Source organism: Faecalimonas umbilicata (genome assembly GCF_042846195.1).
GTDB classification, from domain to species: Bacteria; Bacillota; Clostridia; order Lachnospirales; family Lachnospiraceae; genus Faecalimonas; species Faecalimonas umbilicata.
In genome coordinates this window covers 1839450-1860025 of the sequence record NZ_AP031411.1, presented here as the reverse complement: position 1 = coordinate 1860025, position 20576 = coordinate 1839450, and the positions used below count along the sequence as shown (strand labels likewise).

18 protein-coding genes are annotated in these 20576 nt (G+C 41.6%); 16 read left to right on the top strand and 2 right to left on the bottom strand.

Going from position 1 to position 20576, the window contains the following annotated elements:
- Nucleotides 1–8 precede the first annotated feature (8 nt).
- The 9 genes from grdB (at nt 9) to ACGG81_RS08840 (ending at nt 10514) form a co-directional block, all read left to right on the top strand.
- Nucleotides 9–1313, top strand: a complete 1305-nt coding sequence (grdB, locus tag ACGG81_RS08880) for a glycine reductase complex selenoprotein B (RefSeq protein WP_390107909.1) — start codon at nt 9–11, stop codon at nt 1311–1313.
- A gap of 28 nt (nt 1314–1341) precedes the next feature.
- The gene (gene trxB, locus ACGG81_RS08875) at nt 1342–2289 is read left to right on the top strand and encodes a thioredoxin-disulfide reductase (RefSeq protein ID WP_008975179.1); all 948 of its coding nucleotides are present in this window, start codon (nt 1342–1344) and stop codon (nt 2287–2289) included.
- A gap of 24 nt (nt 2290–2313) precedes the next feature.
- Nucleotides 2314–2631 carry a thioredoxin TrxA gene (trxA, locus tag ACGG81_RS08870; protein WP_008975180.1) on the top strand — a complete coding sequence of 106 codons (318 nt, stop codon included), beginning with the start codon at nt 2314–2316 and terminating at the stop codon, nt 2629–2631.
- A 139-nt stretch (nt 2632–2770) separates the two neighbouring features.
- Nucleotides 2771–3244 carry a glycine/sarcosine/betaine reductase complex selenoprotein A gene (gene grdA / locus ACGG81_RS08865; protein ID WP_081636834.1) on the top strand — a complete coding sequence of 158 codons (474 nt, stop codon included), beginning with the start codon at nt 2771–2773 and terminating at the stop codon, nt 3242–3244.
- A gap of 144 nt (nt 3245–3388) precedes the next feature.
- Complete coding sequence (grdC, locus tag ACGG81_RS08860) at nt 3389–4924, top strand: glycine/sarcosine/betaine reductase complex component C subunit beta (protein WP_320852597.1); 1536 nt, start codon at nt 3389–3391, stop codon at nt 4922–4924.
- 13 nt (nt 4925–4937) lie between these two features.
- Complete coding sequence (gene grdD / locus ACGG81_RS08855) at nt 4938–6089, top strand: glycine/sarcosine/betaine reductase complex component C subunit alpha (protein WP_008975182.1); 1152 nt, start codon at nt 4938–4940, stop codon at nt 6087–6089.
- A 217-nt stretch (nt 6090–6306) separates the two neighbouring features.
- On the top strand, nt 6307–7062 hold the full coding sequence (locus tag ACGG81_RS08850; RefSeq protein ID WP_390107903.1) for an NAD-dependent deacetylase: 756 nt from the start codon (nt 6307–6309) through the stop codon (nt 7060–7062).
- Nucleotides 7063–7215: 153 nt separating this feature from the next.
- Nucleotides 7216–8673 carry a glutamate--tRNA ligase gene (gene gltX / locus ACGG81_RS08845; protein WP_016438478.1) on the top strand — a complete coding sequence of 486 codons (1458 nt, stop codon included), beginning with the start codon at nt 7216–7218 and terminating at the stop codon, nt 8671–8673.
- Nucleotides 8673–10514, top strand: a complete 1842-nt coding sequence (locus ACGG81_RS08840) for an ATP-dependent helicase (protein ID WP_349160009.1) — start codon at nt 8673–8675, stop codon at nt 10512–10514. Before gltX ends, ACGG81_RS08840 begins: the two co-directional genes overlap by 1 nt.
- A 172-nt stretch (nt 10515–10686) precedes the next feature.
- Here ACGG81_RS08840 and ACGG81_RS08835 read toward each other — a convergent pair whose 3' ends face one another.
- The gene (locus ACGG81_RS08835) at nt 10687–11034 is read right to left on the bottom strand and encodes a DUF1292 domain-containing protein (RefSeq protein WP_008975187.1); all 348 of its coding nucleotides are present in this window, start codon (nt 11032–11034) and stop codon (nt 10687–10689) included.
- A 179-nt stretch (nt 11035–11213) separates the two neighbouring features.
- On the opposite strand from ACGG81_RS08835, the gene ACGG81_RS08830 reads away from it, so the two are divergent.
- From ACGG81_RS08830 to ACGG81_RS08815, 4 genes are read left to right on the top strand one after another with little or no spacing between them, the layout of a single operon-like run.
- Nucleotides 11214–12209, top strand: coding sequence for a sugar ABC transporter substrate-binding protein (locus ACGG81_RS08830; protein WP_336305271.1), 996 nt, complete (start codon nt 11214–11216; stop codon nt 12207–12209).
- Nucleotides 12210–12232: 23 nt separating this feature from the next.
- A complete protein-coding gene (locus tag ACGG81_RS08825; protein WP_390107899.1) occupies nt 12233–13969 on the top strand; it encodes an alpha-amylase family glycosyl hydrolase in 1737 nt (578 codons plus the stop codon).
- A complete protein-coding gene (locus ACGG81_RS08820) occupies nt 13966–14628 on the top strand; it encodes a TraX family protein (protein WP_390107896.1) in 663 nt (220 codons plus the stop codon). The genes ACGG81_RS08825 and ACGG81_RS08820 overlap by 4 nt, the downstream gene beginning before the upstream one ends.
- A gap of 48 nt (nt 14629–14676) precedes the next feature.
- Entirely contained in the window at nt 14677–15231 is a 555-nt protein-coding gene (locus ACGG81_RS08815) for a DUF5662 family protein (RefSeq protein WP_016438482.1), read from the top strand.
- A 136-nt stretch (nt 15232–15367) separates the two neighbouring features.
- Here ACGG81_RS08815 and ACGG81_RS08810 read toward each other — a convergent pair whose 3' ends face one another.
- Nucleotides 15368–15847: an S-ribosylhomocysteine lyase gene (locus ACGG81_RS08810; protein WP_390107893.1), complete on the bottom strand. Its 480-nt coding sequence runs from the start codon at nt 15845–15847 to the stop codon at nt 15368–15370.
- A gap of 126 nt (nt 15848–15973) precedes the next feature.
- Between ACGG81_RS08810 and ACGG81_RS08805 the strand changes: the two genes are divergently transcribed.
- From ACGG81_RS08805 to ACGG81_RS08795, 3 genes are all read left to right on the top strand, one after another.
- Entirely contained in the window at nt 15974–16606 is a 633-nt protein-coding gene (locus tag ACGG81_RS08805; RefSeq protein ID WP_009262162.1) for a histidine phosphatase family protein, read from the top strand.
- Nucleotides 16607–16983: 377 nt separating this feature from the next.
- Complete coding sequence (gene trpS, locus ACGG81_RS08800; protein ID WP_336305273.1) at nt 16984–17988, top strand: tryptophan--tRNA ligase; 1005 nt, start codon at nt 16984–16986, stop codon at nt 17986–17988.
- A gap of 16 nt (nt 17989–18004) precedes the next feature.
- On the top strand, nt 18005–20515 hold the full coding sequence (locus ACGG81_RS08795) for a DUF4125 family protein (protein ID WP_390107890.1): 2511 nt from the start codon (nt 18005–18007) through the stop codon (nt 20513–20515).
- Nucleotides 20516–20576: the final 61 nt, after the last annotated feature.

The following is a 20576-nucleotide window of genomic DNA, read 5'->3' as shown; positions in this document are numbered from 1 at the left end:
AAAACATAATGATTAAAGTAGTACATTATATCAACCAGTTCTTCGCACAGATCGGTGGAGAAGAAAAAGCTCACATCCCAGCTGAACGTCACGATGGTGAAGTAATGGGACCTGGGGCAGCTTTCAAAGCAGCTTTCAAAGATGAAGCAGAGATTATTTCTACAATCGTATGTGGTGACTCTTACTTCAACGAAAATCTTGAAGAAGCAAAAGCAACAATTTTAGCATGGGTAAAAGAGTTAAATCCAGATGTATTTATCGCTGGACCAGCTTTCAACGCTGGACGTTACGGTGTAGCTTGTGGTACAATCTGTGACGCTGTTCAGGAAGAATTAGGAATTCCTGCAGTAACAGGTATGTACGTAGAAAACCCAGGTGCTGATATGTTCAAAAACAAAGTATATACAGTACCTACAAAGAACAATGCAGCAGGTGCTAGAGATGCCGTTAAGAAAATGGCTCCATTAGCTCTTAAATTAGCTAAAAAAGAAGCAATCGGTGCATCTTGCCAGGATAACTACATGCCAAACGGAGTACGTGTAAACTTCTTTGAAGAAAAACGTGGTTCTAGACGTGCAGTAGATATGTTACTTGCAAAATTAGCTGATAAGCCATACACAACAGAATACCCAATGCCGGCATTCGACAGAGTAGCTCCAAACCCAGCTGTAAAAGATCTTTCTAAAGCTACAATCGCTTTAGTAACATCTGGTGGTATTGTTCCGAAAGGAAATCCAGATCATATCGAATCTTCAAACGCTTCTCACTATGGTGAGTACGATATCACAGGAGTTATGGATTTAACAGAAGAAACATACGAGACAGCTCATGGTGGATACGACCCAGTATACGCTAATGAAGATGCTGACCGTGTTCTTCCGGTTGACGTTCTCCGCGATATGGAAAAAGAAGGAATCATCGGAAAATTACACAATAAATTCTACACAACAGTTGGTAACGGTACTGCAGTAGCATCTTCAAAAGCATTTGCAGATGAATTTGCTCAGAAACTGAAAGCAGATGGAGTTGACGCAGTTATCCTGACTTCTACTTGAGGTACTTGTACACGTTGCGGTGCAACGATGGTTAAAGGTGTAGAAGCTGCTGGACTTCCAGTAGTACACATGTGTACAGTAACACCAATTTCTATGACAGTTGGTGCTAACAGAATCGTTCCTACAATTGCTATTCCACATCCACTTGGAAATCCTGCTTTAGAGAAGGAAGAGGAATATAAATTACGTAGAGAATTAGTTGAGAAGGCTCTTGTAGCTCTTCAGACAGAAGTAGAAGATCAGACAATTTTCGAATAATTCTACAAGAAAGAAGGAGAACAGCGTTATGAGCAAAATTTATGACGTAGTGATCCTGGGTGCAGGTCCTGCTGGTTTAGCAGCAGGTCTGTACGCAGGAAGAGCAAGAATGTCTGTATTAATCGTAGAAAAAGGTAAAGACGGTGGACAGATTGCTATTACAGATGAGATTGAAAACTATCCTGGACAGATTGTTGAGGGTGAAAGTGGCCCATCTCTGATCGCCAGAATGACAGAGCAGTGTGAAAAATTCGGTGTAGAGAGAGTAACAGATGTTATCAATGATGTTGTACTGGAAGGTGACGTGAAGAAACTGATCAGTGCAAAAGGAGAATACTGCGGTAAAACTCTTATCATTGCTACAGGTGCTTTTGCAAGACCAATTGGATGCAAAGGTGAAAAAGAATTCATGGGAAAAGGTGTTTCCTACTGTGCTACATGTGATGCGAACTTCTTCGAAGATTTTGAAGTATATGTAGTAGGTGGCGGCGACTCAGCTGTTGAAGAAGCTATGTACCTTACAAAATTCGCAAGAAAAGTTACAATCATCCACAGACGTGATGAACTTCGTGCAGCAAAATCTATTCAGGAAAAAGCATTCAAGAACCCGAAACTTCACTTTATGTGGGATACTGTTGTAGAGGAAGTTGGAGGAGATGGAATCCTTTCTGAAATGACAGTTAAGAATGTAAAAACTGGAGAGCTCACAAAGATCGTTGCCGATGAAGAAGACGGAATGTTTGGTGTATTCGGATTTATCGGAACATTACCAAGCACAAAGATCTTCGAAGGAAAAGGTCTTGAACTTGATGAAAGAGGATACATTCCAACAGATGATAATATGAAGACAAATATCCCAGGCGTATTTGCAGCAGGTGATGTTCGTGTGAAGAGTCTTCGTCAGGTAGTTACAGCTGCTGCAGACGGAGCAATCGCTACTACACAGTGCGAGAAATACATTAACGAAATGGAATAATTTTTCACAAGGAGGGCATGTAAAATGTTAGAAGTAGATAAAAATACATTTCAGGCAGAAGTATTAGAAGCAGAAGGATACGTATTCGTCGATTTCTTTGGTGATGGATGTGTACCATGCCAGGCATTAATGCCATTCGTACACTCTATGGCAGATCAGTACGGAGATAAATTAAAATTCACATCTCTGAATACAACAAAAGCTCGTCGTCTTGCTATTGGACAGAAAATCTTAGGACTTCCTGTTATGGCTATTTACAAAGACGGAGAAAAAGTAGAAGAACTTGTAAAAGATGACGCTACAGAAGCTAATATTGAAGCTATGATCAAAAAATACATCTAATTAGAAAATCTATTTGTATTTTTTAGAAAAAGCATGTATACTTAATGCGTACAAAGCCGAACAGGCTTTTGCGGGAGTGTGAAAGCATTCCAACTATAAATTTATACTAAAAGTAAAATGAAAGGAAGGAGAAAAAGCCATGGCAATTTTAGATGGAAAAAAAGTAATTATCATTGGCGACCGTGATGGTGTGCCAGGACCAGCTATTGCAGAATGTGTTAAGACAGCCGGTGGAGAAGTAGTTTTTTCTTCAACTGAATGCTTCGTCTGAACTAGCGCAGGTGCAATGGATCTTGAGAATCAGAAAAGAGTTAAAGACTTTGCAGACGAATTCGGTGCAGAGAATTTAGTAGTACTCGTTGGAGCAGCAGAAGGAGAGGCAGCAGGATTAGCTGCTGAGACAGTTACTGCTGGTGACCCAACATTCGCAGGACCATTGACAGGGGTCGAGTTAGGACTCACGGTATATCATGTATGTGAACCAGAATTGAAAGAAGAATTCGATGAAGCTGTTTACGATGAGCAGGTAGGTATGATGGAAATGGTACTTGACGTTGATGATATCGTAAGCGAGATGTCATCTATTCGTGAACAATTTTGTAAATATTTATAGAAGATAAGTATTTATAACGAAAATCTGATTTGATTTTGGGTTTTCTACGGGTGATGGAGTAAATGCTTACTTCATCACCCTTTATTTTTAGTATATATAAAAAATTCTCATTTTAAACATCTAAAAGAAAGGTGGAACCTTCAAATGAACAGTGTAATTAAAGGAGCCAGCTATGTACTGGCACATACTCCACAGATGGTAGTGTATAATGGAACAACTCAGACAACAGAGAGAGTTGTGAACCCAGAATCTGAATACTTAAAAGAACTTGAAAGTCATCTTCGTTCTTACGAAGAATGTGTAAACTACTGGCCAAACCAGGTATATATTGGAAACGCACATCCGGATGAACTCGCAGAAGTAGAGTTCCCTTACTATGATAAAGTAAAAGAAGGCGCAGAGAGATTTGGTAAATACGGTGAGATTATGCCAGAGAACGAATTCCTTCTTTTAGTTCAGACATGTGATATGTTTGAAGTTGTAAAATTAGACAAAGAATTTGTTGCAGCAACAAAAGAAGCATTTGTTTCTAATCCAATTATTACAGAAGCAATCGCAGCAAAAGTAGAAGAAGGTGTAGAACTTAGTGAAGTTGAGCATCTGGTAAACGAAGAACATGCAGAAGGACTTTACATCGCTGGCAAATTAGTTGGTTGTGTGAAGAGAGCACATGATATCGATGTGAACCTTTCTGCTCATGTAATGCATGAAAACATGATGAGCAAAGCTACAAGTGTACTTGCTTTATTATATGCTGTAAGAAACACAGGAATCGATGCAGGAGATATCGAGTACGTTATCGACTGTGCAGAAGAAGCTTGTGGTGATATGAATCAGCGTGGTGGTGGAAACTTTGCAAAAGCTGCAGCAGAAGTTGCTGGACTTATGAATGCAACAGGTTCTGACTCACGTGGATTCTGTGCTGGTCCTTCACATGCTTTAATTGAAGCAGCAGCTCTTGTAAAATCAGGTGCTTACAAATGTGTAGCTGTAACAGCTGGTGGATGTACAGCAAAACTTGGTATGAACGGAAAAGACCATGTGAAGAAAGGTCTTCCAATCTTAGAAGACTGTCTTGCAGGATTCTGTGTAATCATCGCAGAAAATGATGGTGTTAGCCCAGAAATCAACCTTGACATCTTAGGACGTCATACAGTTGGTACAGGATCTGCTCCACAGAACGTAATCGGAAGTCTTGTAGCTGATCCTCTTGCAAGAGTAGGATTAAAGATTACAGATATTGACAAATACTCTCCAGAAATGCAGAACCCAGATATTACAAAACCTGCAGGAGCTGGTGATGTTCCGTTAGCTAACTATAAGATGATCGCTGCTTTAGCTGTTAAAAAAGGTGATCTTGAGAAGAAAGATATGCCAGGATTTGCAGCAAAACATGGTCTGACAGGTTGGGCTCCGACTCAGGGACATATCCCTTCAGGTGTTCCGTACATCGGATTTGCAGTAGAAGATATCAAAGCAGGTAAGATCAAAAATGCTATGATCGTTGGTAAAGGAAGCTTATTCCTTGGCCGTATGACAAACCTTTTTGATGGTGTTTCATTTGTAATTCAGGCAAACACAGGTGCAGAAGACAATTCTGGTGTTTCTGAAGAAGAAGTAAAAGGATTGATCGCAAAAGCAATGAAAGATTTTGCAGAAACTCTTATGGCAGCAGAATAGAGAGGTGGACAAAATGGCAAATATAGAAAAAATGATTGCTTCCACTTTTATGGAGATTGCTCAGGGACTGGAGACAGGAAGCTTTGGCAAACGTCCTAAAATCGCTCTTACAGGTATGGGAAGCGAACACGGAGAAGAAAACTCCATGGCTGCAGCAATTGAGGCTGCAAAGGATGGAATCGATGTGTACTACATCGGTACATTAGAAGCAGAAGGAGTTACAACAGTCAAAGTGGCTAACGATGAAGAAGGCCACGATAAGATGGAAGAAATGCTGAAAAATAAAGAAGTGGATGCGGCAGTAACAATGCATTTCCCATTCCCAATCGGTGTTTCTACTGTTGGACGTTGTGTAACACCTGCAACTGCAAAAGAAATGTTTATTGCAAATACAACAGGTACATCCAGTACAGATCGTATCGAAGGTATGATTAAAAATGCAATCTACGGTGTAATCGCAGCAAAAGCTTGCGGGAAAAAGAACCCATCTGTTGGTATCTTAAATGTAGATGGCGCTCGTCAGACTGAGAAAGCTTTAAAAGAGCTTCAGAGCAACGGATATGATATTACATTTGCAGAGTCAGGAAGAGCTGACGGTGGATGTGTGATGAGAGGTAATGATGTACTTCAGGCTTCTCCAGATATCATGGTTACAGATTCTCTTACAGGTAATATCCTTGTGAAGATGCTTTCTTCTTTCAATACAGGAGGAAGTTTTGAAGCAACAGGATTTGGATATGGACCAGGTATCGGTGAAGGATACGAACAGCTTGTTATGATCGTTTCCCGTGCTTCCGGTGCTCCTGTTATCGCAAATGCGATTCGTTATGCAGCACAGCTTGTACGTGGAAAAGTATTTGAAGTTGCAAAAGATGAATTTGCAGCAGTGAAAAAAGCTGGATTCAATGATATCCTTAACAAATACAAAACTGTAGCAAAACCAGCAGCAGCTGAAGAGGAAGTAAAAGAACCTCCGAAGGAGATTGTTACAGCACAGATTCCAGGTATCGAAGTAATGGATCTTGAAGATGCTGTAAAAGCACTCTGGAAGATTAATATTTATGCAGAAAGTGGAATGGGTTGTACAGGACCTATCATCCGTGTATCTGATGCAAATCTTGCAAAAGCAGAAGAAGAACTGAAAAAAGCAGGTTATATCAATTAATTAAGCCTCTAAGTATTTAGTTATAGAAAGAGAAAGCATTTCCGTGTGGGATGCTTTCTTTTTTCGGTTTTATATAAGGTGAATGGAAAACAATGAAGATAAAAACTGAAAATTAATGAAATAATTATAAATTATAAGAAACAAATGTCTATTTATTGAAATAGATGAAAATAAATGTTACAATATCTCTAATAAAAACGAAAGTGGGGGATATTGTATGACCGTAGAAAGATTGATGGACATTTTGAAGGAAAGCAAATATACTGTCGTTTTAAGCGGAAATGGAATGGTTCTAGAAAGCGATTATATGTTGATTCGCGACAGTCAGGAAAGCTACGATATCGAGAAGAAATATAGGTATTCTGCGGAGGAACTTTTCAGTAGTTCACTATTTTCTACAAGAAAAGAGTTATTCTATGAATTCTATCGAAATGAGATGCTCCCGCAATTAGAAAAGCCGCCGGGAGAAGGATTTTATGCTCTCGCAGCTTTAGAAAAGAAGGGTCTGATCGATACTGTGATCACAAGAAGAGTTTATCACCTTCCGACAAGAGCAGGCTGTAAAAATGTGATTGAACTGCATGGAAATATTTGCGAGCATTATTGTCCACATTGTGGGGAAGAATACTCTTTGGATTATATCCGACAGTCGCGGCGTGTTCCGCTTTGCACAAAATGTAATACAGCACTTCGTCCGAGGGCGGTTTTCTATGGCGAGATGGTAGACAATCAAGTGATGACAAAAGCGGCAGAAGAGGTAATGCGAGCAGATGTTGTTCTTGCACTTGGAACGAATTTGAAAACGACATTGTGTGAACAGCTGCTTGGGTATTATGGAGGCAACAGGTTGATCTTAATTACATTAAAGGAGCACTTTTCAGATAAGTATGCGGATGGAGTGATCCATGACAGAGTAGATCAGACGTTGCTGAAGATACTTTGCCAGTCAGAAAATCTACATAAACTATATTAAGACAGATTGTTATGGGAGTTTTCCCAAGAGAAGGGGAATCCGCATCAAGGCTTTGTTTCTCCAAGTTTCTCCTTGTCAAGCGTGAATAAGTTGTATATAATGGAACATAGCGAAAAGCATTGCGCAAGCAAAAGAGAACAGGAGTGTGTAAAAATGAGTAAAGTAAGAACAAGATTTGCACCAAGCCCTACGGGAAGAATGCATGTAGGTAATCTGCGTACGGCATTGTATGCATATCTGATCGCAAAACATGAAGGCGGAGATTTTATGCTTCGTATTGAAGATACAGACCAGGAGAGATTTGTTGACGGAGCACTTGAGATCATTTATCGAACTCTGGAGAAGACTGGACTGATTCATGATGAAGGTCCGGATAAGGACGGTGGTGTCGGACCGTATGTACAGAGTGAGCGTCAGGCGATGGGAATTTATATGAAGTATGCCAAGCAGCTTATTGACCAGGGTGATGCGTACTATTGTTTTTGTGATAAAGAACGTTTGGAATCTTTAAAGAGCAAGGTGTCAGAGAGCGGTACTGAGATTGTAGCATACGATAAACATTGTCTGCATCTGAGCAAAGAAGAGATTGAGGCGAACCTTGCAGCCGGAAAACCATATGTAATCCGTATTAATATGCCGACAGAAGGAACAACGACATTCCACGATGACATTTACGGGGAAATCACAGTTCCAAATGAAGAATTGGATGATATGATTCTGATCAAATCAGATGGATATCCAACTTATAACTTTGCAAATGTTGTTGATGATCACTTGATGGGGATTACACATGTAGTAAGAGGAAATGAATATCTTTCTTCTGCACCAAAGTATAACAGGTTGTATGAAGCATTCGGATGGGAGATCCCGACTTACGTTCATTGTCCATTGATCACAAATGAGGAGCACAAGAAGTTGAGTAAGCGTTCCGGTCATTCTTCTTACGAAGATCTTCTGGAACAAGGATATCTGACAGAGGCAATCGTGAACTATGTAGCGCTGCTTGGATGGAGCCCATCGGATAACCGTGAAATTTTCTCGTTGGAGGAGCTTGTAGAAGCATTTGACTATCATCATATGAGCAAATCTCCGGCTGTGTTCGACACAATGAAGCTAAAATGGATGAACGGTGAGTATATGAAAGCAATGGATTTTGACAAGTTTTATGAACTTGCAAAACCATATATTGAGGAAGTTATTCATAAAGATTATGATTTAAAGAAGATTGCAGGGCTTGTGAAATCAAGAATTGAAGTGTTCCCGGATATCAAGGATCAGATTGATTTCTTTGAGGAGCTTCCAGAGTATGATATTGCGATGTACACACATAAGAAAATGAAAACAAATGCGGAGACATCGCTGGAAGTATTGCAGGAATTGCTTCCATTATTTGAAGCGCAGGAAGATTACAGCAATGATGCCTTATATGAAATGCTTAAAGGGTATGTAGAGAAGAAGGGCTGTAAGAACGGATATGCGATGTGGCCGGTCCGCACGGCAGTATCCGGTAAGCAGAATACACCGGGCGGTGCGACAGAGATTATGGAGATTATCGGCAAAGAAGAGTCTTTGAATCGTATCCGCAAGGCAATTGAACTGCTGGGTGCATAATGGGGTTTAATGAAGCTCAGACAAAAGCAATCTGTCATAAAAATGGGCCGGCAATGGTACTTGCCGGCCCAGGTTCAGGAAAAACATTGGTCATCACAAGACGAGTAGAATATCTGATTAAAAAGTATGGGGTCAGACCGGAGCAGATTCTTGTCATTACCTTTACAAAAGCGGCGGCGAAAGAGATGCGGGAGCGATTTGCAAGAATTACAAAAGACGATCGTTTTCCAGTTACGTTTGGGACTTTCCATGGTATTTACTATGGGATTTTGAAATGGGCATACCGGATGAATGCATCAAATATTTTTTCGGAGGAAGAAAAGATGATGCTTTTAAGGGAAGTTATTGCCGGGATGGAATTGGAGATCGAAGATGAGAAAGAATTTTTACAGGGAATTGCCTCTGAGATTGGCCAGATCAAAAATAACAGACTTTCGCTGGAGGAATATGAATCCAGCAACTGTTCGGATCAGATGTTTCGTCAAATTTATGAGGAATATGAGCGAAGAAGAAAGCTTTTAAAGAAAATCGACTTTGATGACATGCTTGTTTTATGCTATGAACTGTTTCAGAAGAGACCGGATATTCTTCAAATGTGGCAGAAAAAATTTCAATATATTTTAATCGATGAATTTCAGGACATCAACCAAGTGCAGTATGATGTGATTCGTATGCTTGCACTTCCAGAAAACAATCTGTTTATTGTCGGGGATGATGATCAGTCTATTTACCGTTTCCGCGGAGCAAGGCCAGAGATCATGCTCGGATTTTCTAAAGATTATCCCAACGCAAAATCAATTATACTGGATGTGAATTATCGGTCTACGAAGGCTGTCGTGAGTGCTGCGAGAAGAGTGATCGAGCGGAATAAAAACCGCTATCAGAAGGAGATTATCACTGTAAATGAGCAGGGGGACAATGTACATATTCAGGAAGTACGTCATCCGGTAGAGGAGAGCCACTACGTCAGAGAACAGATTGCAAAAGCAGTCGCAGCAGGAACTGAGCCATCGCAGATTGCGGTATTATATCGGACAAATACGGAGCCGCGCGCGCTTGTAGAGACATTCATGGAATATCATATTCCATTTCAGATGAAAGAGCATCTTCCCAATCTGTATGAGCATTTTATCGGGAGAGATTTTCAGGCATATATGCGGATGGCGCTTGGGGGAAGAGACCGCGGAGATTTTCTGATGATCATGAATCGGCCAAATAGATATATTGGCAGAGATAGTGTAGATCGCGGAGAGATTTCTTTTGAAAACCTGCGGAAATATTATATGGAAAAAGACTGGATGGTAGATCGGATCGACCAGCTGGAAGTGGATCTGAAAGTGATCAGCCGAATGACTCCGTATGCGGCAATTCAGTATATCAGAAAAAGTGTTGGCTATGATCTGTTCTTAAATGAGTATGCGATCAAACGGAAGATGAAACTGGAAGATCTTCAGGAATTGATTCGGGAAATGGAAGAGCGTGCCAAAGAATTTAAGACAATCGAAGAATGGTTCGCCCATATTGAAAAATATACAGAGGAATTGCGGCTGCAGGCAGTCACACGGACAGAGAATAGAAATGCAGTGTCTCTTATGACATTTCATGCGGCGAAAGGGCTGGAGTATGATACCGTATTTATCATTGGAGCCAACGAAGATGTGACACCGTATAAAAAGGCAGAACTTCCAGAGGAGATGGAGGAGGAACGTCGAATGTTCTATGTGGCAATGACACGCGCAAAGAAACATTTGACGATCAGCTATGTGAGAGAAAAAAATGGAAAAGCGATGGAGCAGTCCAGATTTCTTGGGGAACTGTTTCAGAACAGACCTACAAGATAAGAATGAATTTCTAAGGAATGTTTCCAGAAGAGACATATAATTAAAGAGGCACTGAGCATCTGTTTTTAGAAATGACCATTTCATTAGTTGTAATTCTAATGGGGAATCATTTTGTTTGCCAGATTGTTCAGTGCCTCTTTTACAATTGCTTCTGCTCGGGATCAGATGGAATCTATTCTTCGTCGTCTAAAGCATCAAAATCCTGCTCATCAAGCCATTCGTCAAAAGCATCGGCAGCAACTTCGTACTCATCGTCATCTTCGATGTTCTCAAGAGTAGGTTCTCCGTCTACTTCTTTATAGCGGTAGATGAATACGTCTCCGTCTTCATTCTCTCCATCTTCGTTCAGAGGGAGGAGCGCGATGTATTCTCTTTCATCTGCTTCATAGATGGTGAGGACAGCACATTCAACTACTTCATCGTTGTCTAATGTTAAAGTTACTGTGACTGCTTCATCATTGTGGCATCCGCAGTTACAATCGTCGTGATTGCAGTTGCAATCGTGGTTGTGTTCACTCATAATATTCTCCTTTTCTGCTTCATTCATCTTTGAATTACTGATATGATAACTCTATCAGACTCCGGTCAGAAATGCAAGGGGAAAACTATTGACATTGAAATAAAAATAGGTAAAATTAAATTTATATGTGTGAAATATGTGTTTAGTAGAATGTTATATGATGATATAGGAGGAAACATATGCAAAAGAAGATACTATCAATCATCCTCTGCATGATTCTGTGCATACTGCCTCTTTCAGGCTGTAAGAAAAATGTAGGGACACCTGAAGATAATGCAGTAAGTCCAGAGGAGGAGAAACAGGAAGAGACAGAAGTTTATACATTTGGATATACATGCACGACGATGGCAGATAATCCATACTTTGCTGTGCTGGAAGAGGCAATCCGAGAAGAAGTGGAGAAGCAGGGCGGGCAAATGATCACGCGCGATCCGAAGGGGGATGATACCCTTCAGCTGGAACAGATCAATGAAATGATTGAAGAAGGCATTGATGCGATTTTCTTAAGCCCTGTAAACTGGGAGACGATTCAGCCGGGATTGGATGCCCTGAAAGAAGCCGGTGTCAAGATTATCAACATTGACACGGAAGTGAAGGATCTTAATCTGGTAGATGCCTATGTTGGAACAGATAACAAGCAGGCAGGATATCTATGTGGAGAAGATGTCGTACAGCGGTTTCCGGATGGAGGGAAGGTGTTGATCTTAGAATGTCCGAATACAAATTCGATCAACGAGAGGATTACCGGATTTGAAGAGGCAATTGCGGATCAGGGATTTGAGATTGTCGCAAGAGAGAATGTAAATGGAAGTAAAGAAATATCTATGGAGACTACAAAAAGGCTTCTGAAACAATATCCGGATGTGGATGTGATCATGTGTGGAAATGACCAGACAGCGCTTGGAGCAAAGGTGGCAGCAGAGACAGATCAGGCTTATGCCGGGGTTGTGATTTACGGAGTAGACGGTTCTCCGGATTTGAAAAAAGAATTGCAAAAATCAGACGATATCATTGTAGGAACAGCAGCTCAGCGGCCGATTACCCTTGGGAAAGATGCAGTAAAATCAGCATTCCAGGTGCTGGATGGGGAAAAGATAAAAGAGCCGATTTATGAAGAAACTTTTCTGATCACAAAGGATAATGTTGATATGTATGGGGCAGATGGCTGGCAATAATAGGTGAAATAAGGGAGGAAGAAATGAAGGTCGTACAGGGAGCACCACTGCCGCTTGGCGTCAGTAGGCAGAAAGAAGCATTAAATTTTGCGGTGGAGGTCAAAGAGGGGAAGCAATGTACCCTTCTGTTATATAAGTGTGGTGAAAATGTTCCGATGGAGAAGATTCCGATGAAAGAGGAAGCCGGGACTGGGACAGTGCGCTGTGTGATGTTATCAGATCTTCCTGCGCAAGCGTGTGAATACAACTATGAGATCGATGGCAAGATTGTTACCGATTCTTATGCAAAAGGGATTGCAGGGAGAGAACGATGGAACGATCAGGCGGATTTTACACCACATCAAGTGAGAGGAAAGCTTCCCCAAAAGGAAGAATATCCATGGGAAGATGACTGCCCGCTGCGGATTCCGGAAGAGGACGTCATTGCATACAGTCTCCATGTAAGAGGATTTACAAGACATTCCTCTTCCAAAGTGAAGAAAAAGGGAACGTTTCGTGGCGTGATGGAAAAGCTTCCTTATCTGAAAGAGCTTGGGATTAATCAAATCCAGTGCATGCCGGTTTATGAATTTGAAGAGCGCGGAAGAAAGGTCAATTACTGGGGATATGGAGAGGGATTTTTCTTTGCACCAAAGGCATCTTATGCAGCAGATCATGATGCACAAAAAGAGTTGAAAGAACTTGTAAAGACATGTCACCGGGAAGGGATTGAAGTAGTACTTGATTTTCCCTTTACAGCACAGACAAGGTTTCAGATTGTGGAGGACTGTCTGAGGTATTATGTGATGGAGTATCATATTGACGGATTTCTTTTAAATCCGTATCAGGTACCTGTAGAATTTTTGCGGAGAGATCCGGTTTTAAGTGGGACAAAATTGCTTATCAAAGACGAATCCTTTCAGAATACGATGCGGAGATTTTTAAAAGGTGATGAAGGAATGATTGCCAGTGTAGCAGAACAGTTCCGAAGGAAAACTTCTGTATCAGGATCCTGCAACTATATTACAAATCATACCGGTTTTACCTTGGAAGATCTTGTATCATATGATGCAAAGCATAACGAAGCAAACGGAGAACAGAATCAGGATGGGCCGGACTATAATTATAGCTGGAATTGTGGGGTAGAAGGAAAGACACGCAAAAAGCAGATAGTGAAACTGCGGCAGGGACAGAAGAGAAATGCGATGTTTCTTTTAATGACTGCACAGGGGACACCTTGTCTTCTTGCAGGAGATGAATTTGGAAACAGTCAAGGTGGAAATAACAATGTCTACTGTCAGGATAATGAGACCGGGTGGGTAGACTGGAGCAGACTGGAGCGAGAAAAATCATTTTTTCACTATGTCAAAGAGTTGATTGCTTTTCGGAAAAAGCATGGCATACTCCACCAGAAGGAAGCGCTGACGGGAACAGACCGAAGTGGCAGCGGTATTCCTGATATTTCCTATCATGGAGAGGCGGCGTGGCAGATCCAACAGGAGGCGTCGAGCAGGCAGCTTGGAATTTTATACAGTGGAAGTCCAAAGAAAGAGAGCAACTGTTTTCTTCTCTATAATATGCACTGGATCGCACATTCTTTCGCCCTTCCAACTTTACCGAAAGATCAAGCATGGTATCAGGTGATGTCGACTGAAGAAGGATTCTATGAACAGCCTCTTTTGATTGAAGGAAAAAGAAGTATAATTTTGGAAGGACGCAGTGTGGCGGCTTTTGTTGCAGGGATGTCCCAAGAAACAATGAGAGGAACAAGAAGTATATGAATGGAATGACGAAAAAAATAGGATTGAATTCTTTTTGGCTGAAAATGATTGCAATTACAACGATGCTCATCGACCATGTGGGAGCGGTGCTGCTTCCGCAATATCCGATTTTGAGAATCATCGGAAGGATTGCTTTCCCGATTTTCTGCTTTCTTCTGGTGGAAGGGTTTATGCATACACATGACGTGATCCGGTATATGACAAGAATAGGATTATTTGCATTGATCTCAGAGATCCCATTTGATCTTTTGTTCTATGGAAGGATTTTAGACGGAACACACCAAAATGTATTCTTCACATTATTCATAGGGTTGGTTATGCTTTACTATCTGACGAAACGGTATCCAGCTGTTTTAAACTTTTTGATGGTCATCTTATTTATGCTGTTTGCAGAGTTTGTGAGGACGGATTACAGTTCGATGGGGCTCTTGCTCATTTTGTGTTTTTGGGCATTCCGTGAAAAGAAAGTATGGATGTGTCTTTCGGTAGCTGCAGTCAATATTTTACTGATGGGATATATCCAGGCGTTTGCGGTGCTGGCGCTGCCGTTTATTCTTCTATACAACGGAGAACAGGGACCGAAGATGAAATATGTATTTTACTTATTTTATCCACTACACTTACTTGTGTTGCTTGGAATAGGTCTGCTGATATATTAAGATATTGTAAAGTATTGGGCTTTGATAATAAGAAGCATTAAGGTAGGGATGAACAAAATGGGAAATGCATGGAGACATTTTTGTACAATTACATATCATAAATTGCTGGTGATGAGAGAGTGTTTCCGGCTTGGACTATACCGTCAGGGCGTTCTCCATGATCTGTCAAAATATAGTTGGACGGAATTCAGAATCGGAGCAAAATATTATCAGGGAACGAGAAGTCCGAACAATGCTGAGCGGGAGGCGATAGGATACTCTTCTGCATGGCTGCATCATAAAGGACGAAACCGTCATCACTATGAATACTGGATTGATTATGCCTTGGACGGAGAGAGCGGTTTGGTCGGTATGAAAATGCCGGAAAAATATGTCGTCGAGATGTTTGTAGATCGGATTGCGGCCTGTAAAGTTTATAAAAAAGACGAATATACCAATCGGAGTGCATTGGAATATTATGAGAGTGGCAGCGGATATGAAAAAATGATGCATCCGGAAACCCAGAAACTGTTAGAGACACTTCTTGTGATGCTGGCAGAGCAGGGGGAGGAGGCTACCTATTTGTACATCAGGGAAAATGTGCTGAAAAAAGGTATGCATTAAATTGGATTGTAAGATCATATAGGTTATTTTAGAAAAATACTGTGAAAAAACAGACATGTTCTGTCAGAGTACTTATTCGGGTTAAAAAACAGGAATGAGTATTTGACAGAACATGTCTGCTTTCATTTTCATATAGTTATTTAGGATAATATAATTGTTCTTCCTGAATGTCTGTGAGGACTTCATTCAAATATTTTTTTGCGAGAAAACGTGCCATCGGAAGGTTCATGTCCAGATAATTTCCGCAGTCTTTGGCGCTTGCTCCAGGCACTTCATCGTAATAGTCTGCAATAAATACAAAAAGTTCCCGCATCAGATCGACAATGTCTGAGGACTGGTAATCTCCGGCAAGAAGCAGATAGAAACCGGTACGACATCCCATTGGACCAAAATAGATAGTTTTCTTGCCATACACGGAGTGGTTGCGGAGAAAGGTGGCGGCAAGATGTTCTATGGTGTGCATCTCAGCGGTATTCATGACAGGCTCTTCATTTGGATTGGTCATGCGGATGTCAAAAGTAGTGATGACTGCTCCTTCTACATGATCTTTCCGGGAGACATAGAGTCCAGGAACGAGTTTGTTATGATCGATTGTAAAACTTGTGATTTTTTCCATTGTATTACCTCCAGTGTTTGATTCTTCCATTATAAATGCTTTTGATTTTTTGTGCAAGTGAGGAAAAAGTGTGATACAATGAGAATAAAATCAGGAAAAGACGGGAGAGGAAGGTTTGGTGAGCAAATGAAGCTATATTTAATCAGACATGGAGAAACAGACTGGAACAAGGAAAGAAAGCTACAGGGAAAGTCGGATATTGAGCTTAATACATTCGGGAGGACTCTTGCGAGAAAGACGGCAAAACATTTGAGAGATCTTTCGTTTGATCTGGCAATCACAAGTCCTCTGAAGAGGGCAAAGGAGACAGCCGAGATTTTGCTGGAAGGCAGAGAAATTCCTCTTTTGGAAGATGAGAGACTGGCGGAGATGGGATTTGGATGTTTGGAAGGGTATTATTGCAAGGGTGAGAAGATGAATATACCGGATCCAAAGTTCCATTATTTTTATGATGATCCAGCATGTTATCAGGCTCCGGAAGGTGGAGAGAGTTTTGAAGAACTACTTAAAAGAGCAAAAGGGTTTCTTGCAGATCTCTGTGAGAAGAAAGCATATGAAAATAAGACGATTCTGTTATCCACGCATGGCGCAATGCTTCGCGCACTTTTAGATACGGTGAAAGGAATCGGGGTAGAGCAGTTTTGGGACAGTGGTGTTCAGAAAAATTGTGCGGTATCTGTGATAGAAATTAAGGATGGCATTGCAAAGGTCATAGAAGAAGGAGTTATCTATTATGACGATGAGGTTGAAGACTGGTAAAGTCATAGAAAAGAATCATAGAAAAGAAGATAGGTCTGCTTGACTTTCCTGCGGGCAGATGTTAGACTTACAGTAATTCAGATAGTTTAGATAAAATCAGTGACCAAAAGTAGTAACTGCCATGGAACATGACAGAGAGCCGGGGATGGTGGAAGCCGGTATGGAAAGTGACAGCGAATGGATTTGGAAGATGCGAAATGAACGGAGGCAAGAGCCTTTTAGTAGTGGAGCCGTGTTCTCACGTTACAGAGACAAGAGTTATATCTTGGCAAACAACAGGAAGTTTGATGCGGGAAGATATGAATCGGGGTGGCACCACGTAATACCGACGTCCCTAGCTTTGGCTATGGGCGTTTTTTATTTAGGAGGAAAAGACAATGATCAATGACAAAAAAGTATTATTCAGCGGAATGCAGGCAACAGGAAATCTGACACTTGGAAACTATCTTGGGGCGCTTAAGAACTGGGTGACATTAAGTGATGAATATGAGTGCTTCTACAGTGTGGTGGATATGCATTCTATCACGGTAAGACAAGATCCGGCGACACTTCGGAAGCGGGCACGTGCTCTTTTGACACTTTACATTGCAGCAGGACTTGATCCGGAAAAAAATTGTATTTATTATCAGTCACATGTGTCAGGACATGCGGAACTTGCATGGATTTTAAATTGTTATACCTATATGGGAGAATTGAACCGTATGACACAGTTCAAGGATAAATCAGCAAAACATGCAGATAATATTAATGCAGGATTGTTTACATATCCAGTTCTGATGGCGGCCGATATCTTATTGTTTCAGGCAGATGTTGTTCCGGTGGGCATTGACCAGATGCAGCATCTGGAGCTGACAAGAGATATCGCACAGCGTTTCAATGGGGTATACGGAGATGTATTTACGATTCCGGAGCCATATGTCGGAAAAGTAGGAGCAAAGATTATGAGTCTGCAGGATCCAGCTAAGAAAATGTCAAAATCAGATGAGAATTCAAATGCAAGTATTTATCTGATGGATGATCCGGATACAATCATGCGCAAATGCAAACGTGCGGTGACAGATTCAGAAGCACAGATCCTGTACCGTGAAGAACAGCCGGGTGTGAAAAACCTGATTGATATTTACAGTGCATGTACAGGAAAGACTCCAGATGAGACGGTAAAGGAATTTGACGGAAAAGGGTATGGAGACTTTAAGATGGCAGTTGGAGAAGCAGTAGTATCTGTATTAAAACCGCTTCAGGATGAATACGCAAGGTTAGAAAAAGATAAAGCATTTATCGATGGAATTATTAAGAACAATGCAGAGAAGGCAAACTATTTTGCGACAAAGACATTGCGGAAAGTACAGCGCAAAGTAGGATTCCCGGACAGAATCCGGTAGAGAAGGAAGAAAATGTATGCAGATACAGGAAGTGTTAAGACAGTTGGATGAGCTGTTTGCCACAAATCAGATACAGGAGGCGGAGCAGTTCTTGACAGAGGCGCTGATGCGGGCAAAAGAAGAAAGGCAGAAGAAAAGCAGTGGGGAAGAGGTGCTGATCCTGTTAAATGAACTGACAGGGTATTATCGCAGTGTTGGCAGACATGAGGAGGCAGTGCAGAATGCCCGAGAGGCATTGGAACAGATCAGAAAGCTTGGCATGTCGGAAAGTGCAGAACATGGAACGACTTTAGTAAACGCAGCGACTGCACTGCGGGCAGCGGGGCAGTATGAAGCTGCGCTGGAAGCCTACCGGGAGGCGGAGCAGATCTACAGTATCTGTCTTCCTTCCGAAGATGCAAGATTTGCAGGGCTTTATAATAATATGAGTTTGGCCTATGAGAGACAAAATGCGCATGAAGAGGCGCTCAGCTGTCTGCAAAAAGCGCTTTCCGTCATTTTACAAACTGCAGATGCAAAGGAAGAGACAGCGGCAACTTACACGAATCTGGCAGAATTGTATTTGAAAACAGGGCAGATTTCGAAAGGTTTAAACTGTCTGGAGAAGGCACTGGTGTTATATGAGGCAGGGAATACACAAGATCCACACTATGCAGCTGCACTTTCTGCGTGTGGACATGGCTATTATCTGGCGGGCAGATATGAAGAGGCAATTGACAGCTATACAAAGGCACTCCGAATGATTTTAGATACGTATGGAGAAAATGATGCCTATGCAGTTACCTGTGAAAACTGTGCAATGGTGCTGGAGACGGCGGGATTTCCAAAAGAAGCAGGAATCCTCCGGGAAAAGGCGGCGCATGCAAGAAAAAGGTGTTCTGCAGTGGAAAGTAAATCATATGAAAGAAGACCAGAAAGCGAAAAAGACCGAAAAAAAGGGATAGAACTGGCGCGCGCTTATTACGAACAGTTTGGGAAACGTATGATCCGGGAACAGTTTCCGGAATATGCGGACAGAATCGCGGTTGGACTTGTCGGGGAAGGATCGGAATGCCTTGGATTTGATGATATGCTTTCAGAAGATCACGATTATGGCGCAGCATTCTGTATGTGGCTGACACAGGAAGACTATGACAAGATTGGCGACCGACTTCAGAGCGCTTATGAACAACTCCCGTCGAAGGTGCAAGGTCATAAGAGGAGAATTGCTTCTGCTCGTGGATCTGATCGAGATGGAGTATTTTCGATTCCGGATTTCTATGAAAACTTTCTTGGCAGGGAATGGTTCTCTGTTCTGGAAGATGATAAAAAAGTAGATGGAGAAAAAGTATTTTCTGTATGGGCCGGTTTCCAGGAAGAACGACTTGCGATGGTGGTAAATGGAGCAGTATTTACAGATCCACTTGGAGAATTTTCAAGAGTCCGGGAATGCCTAATGAGAGAAATGCCAGAACAACTGTGGCTGCAAAAAACTGCAACAGCGATAGCAAAAGCGGCACAGGCAGGACAATATAATTACGCCCGCTGTATGCGTCGCGGCGATACGACAGCCGCTTCTTTTGCGTTATGGGAATTTCTTCGGGAAGCAGTGCATATAGAGTATCTGCTTCATCACGCGTACATGCCTTATTATAAATGGGCATGGCGGGGGATGGAAAACTTGTCCGGAGCGCAAGAAATGCAAAAGCGAATAGAAACATTGGCAAACGAACGTCCGGAAAGGGATCACTGGAAGGCTGTAGGAGAAGTACAGGAGGTCAATTGGGACGATCCGATTGTATGTCAGATCGAGCAGATTTCTGCTATGATTTTGGATCGGCTTCGCGAGCAGAAACTGACATACGGATGGGAAGATTTTCTAGAAATTCACACAGACAGAATTTTAAAGGCAGGAGAGAGAATGAAAAGAGAAAAGACAGAGATTTTGGAAGCAATCATTCAATTAGAATGGAACATGTTTCAGAAAGTAAGAAATACCGGAGGCAGAGCTGGATGTCAGGATGATTGGGAGACGTTTTACATTATGAGAAAAAGTCAGTTTACCAGTTGGAAAAAGGAACTGCTTCTTTCTTATGAAAGAGATCTTCTCGACGGGGAAAGTGCGGGACGTAATCTTGTTATGGAAAAATATGCGTATATGATGGAGTCAACAGTACCGGAAGAGTATCGAAGGATTGCGGAAAATCTCCCAAAGATTTCTGAAGAAAAGAAAAAGCTGATTGAAGGGATTGTTTCCATTCAGGTAAGCTGGAGAGAAGAGATGGCAGGGGAATACCCACAATTGTCGGGGCAGGCGCGGATCATCCATACAGAGGAAGATACGGTGGAGGACATTTCTTTTGAAACCTATCTGAGAGGAGAGTTGAAAACTTACTCGATGGAGACATTGGTACGATATGGGCAGCTTGTGGCGGAGTATGCAAAAGCTGGTAAAAATATGGTGGAAGAAATCATCGAGTGTACCGTAAGGTTATATGGATATGGAACGATGGGGCAGGCAGAACACTCTGTTGGCAGGAAGAAATAGAAAGCAAGTCGGTAAAAAAGACTGCGTATTCAATTTGATTAGAAGTTCATAGAGGTTATGA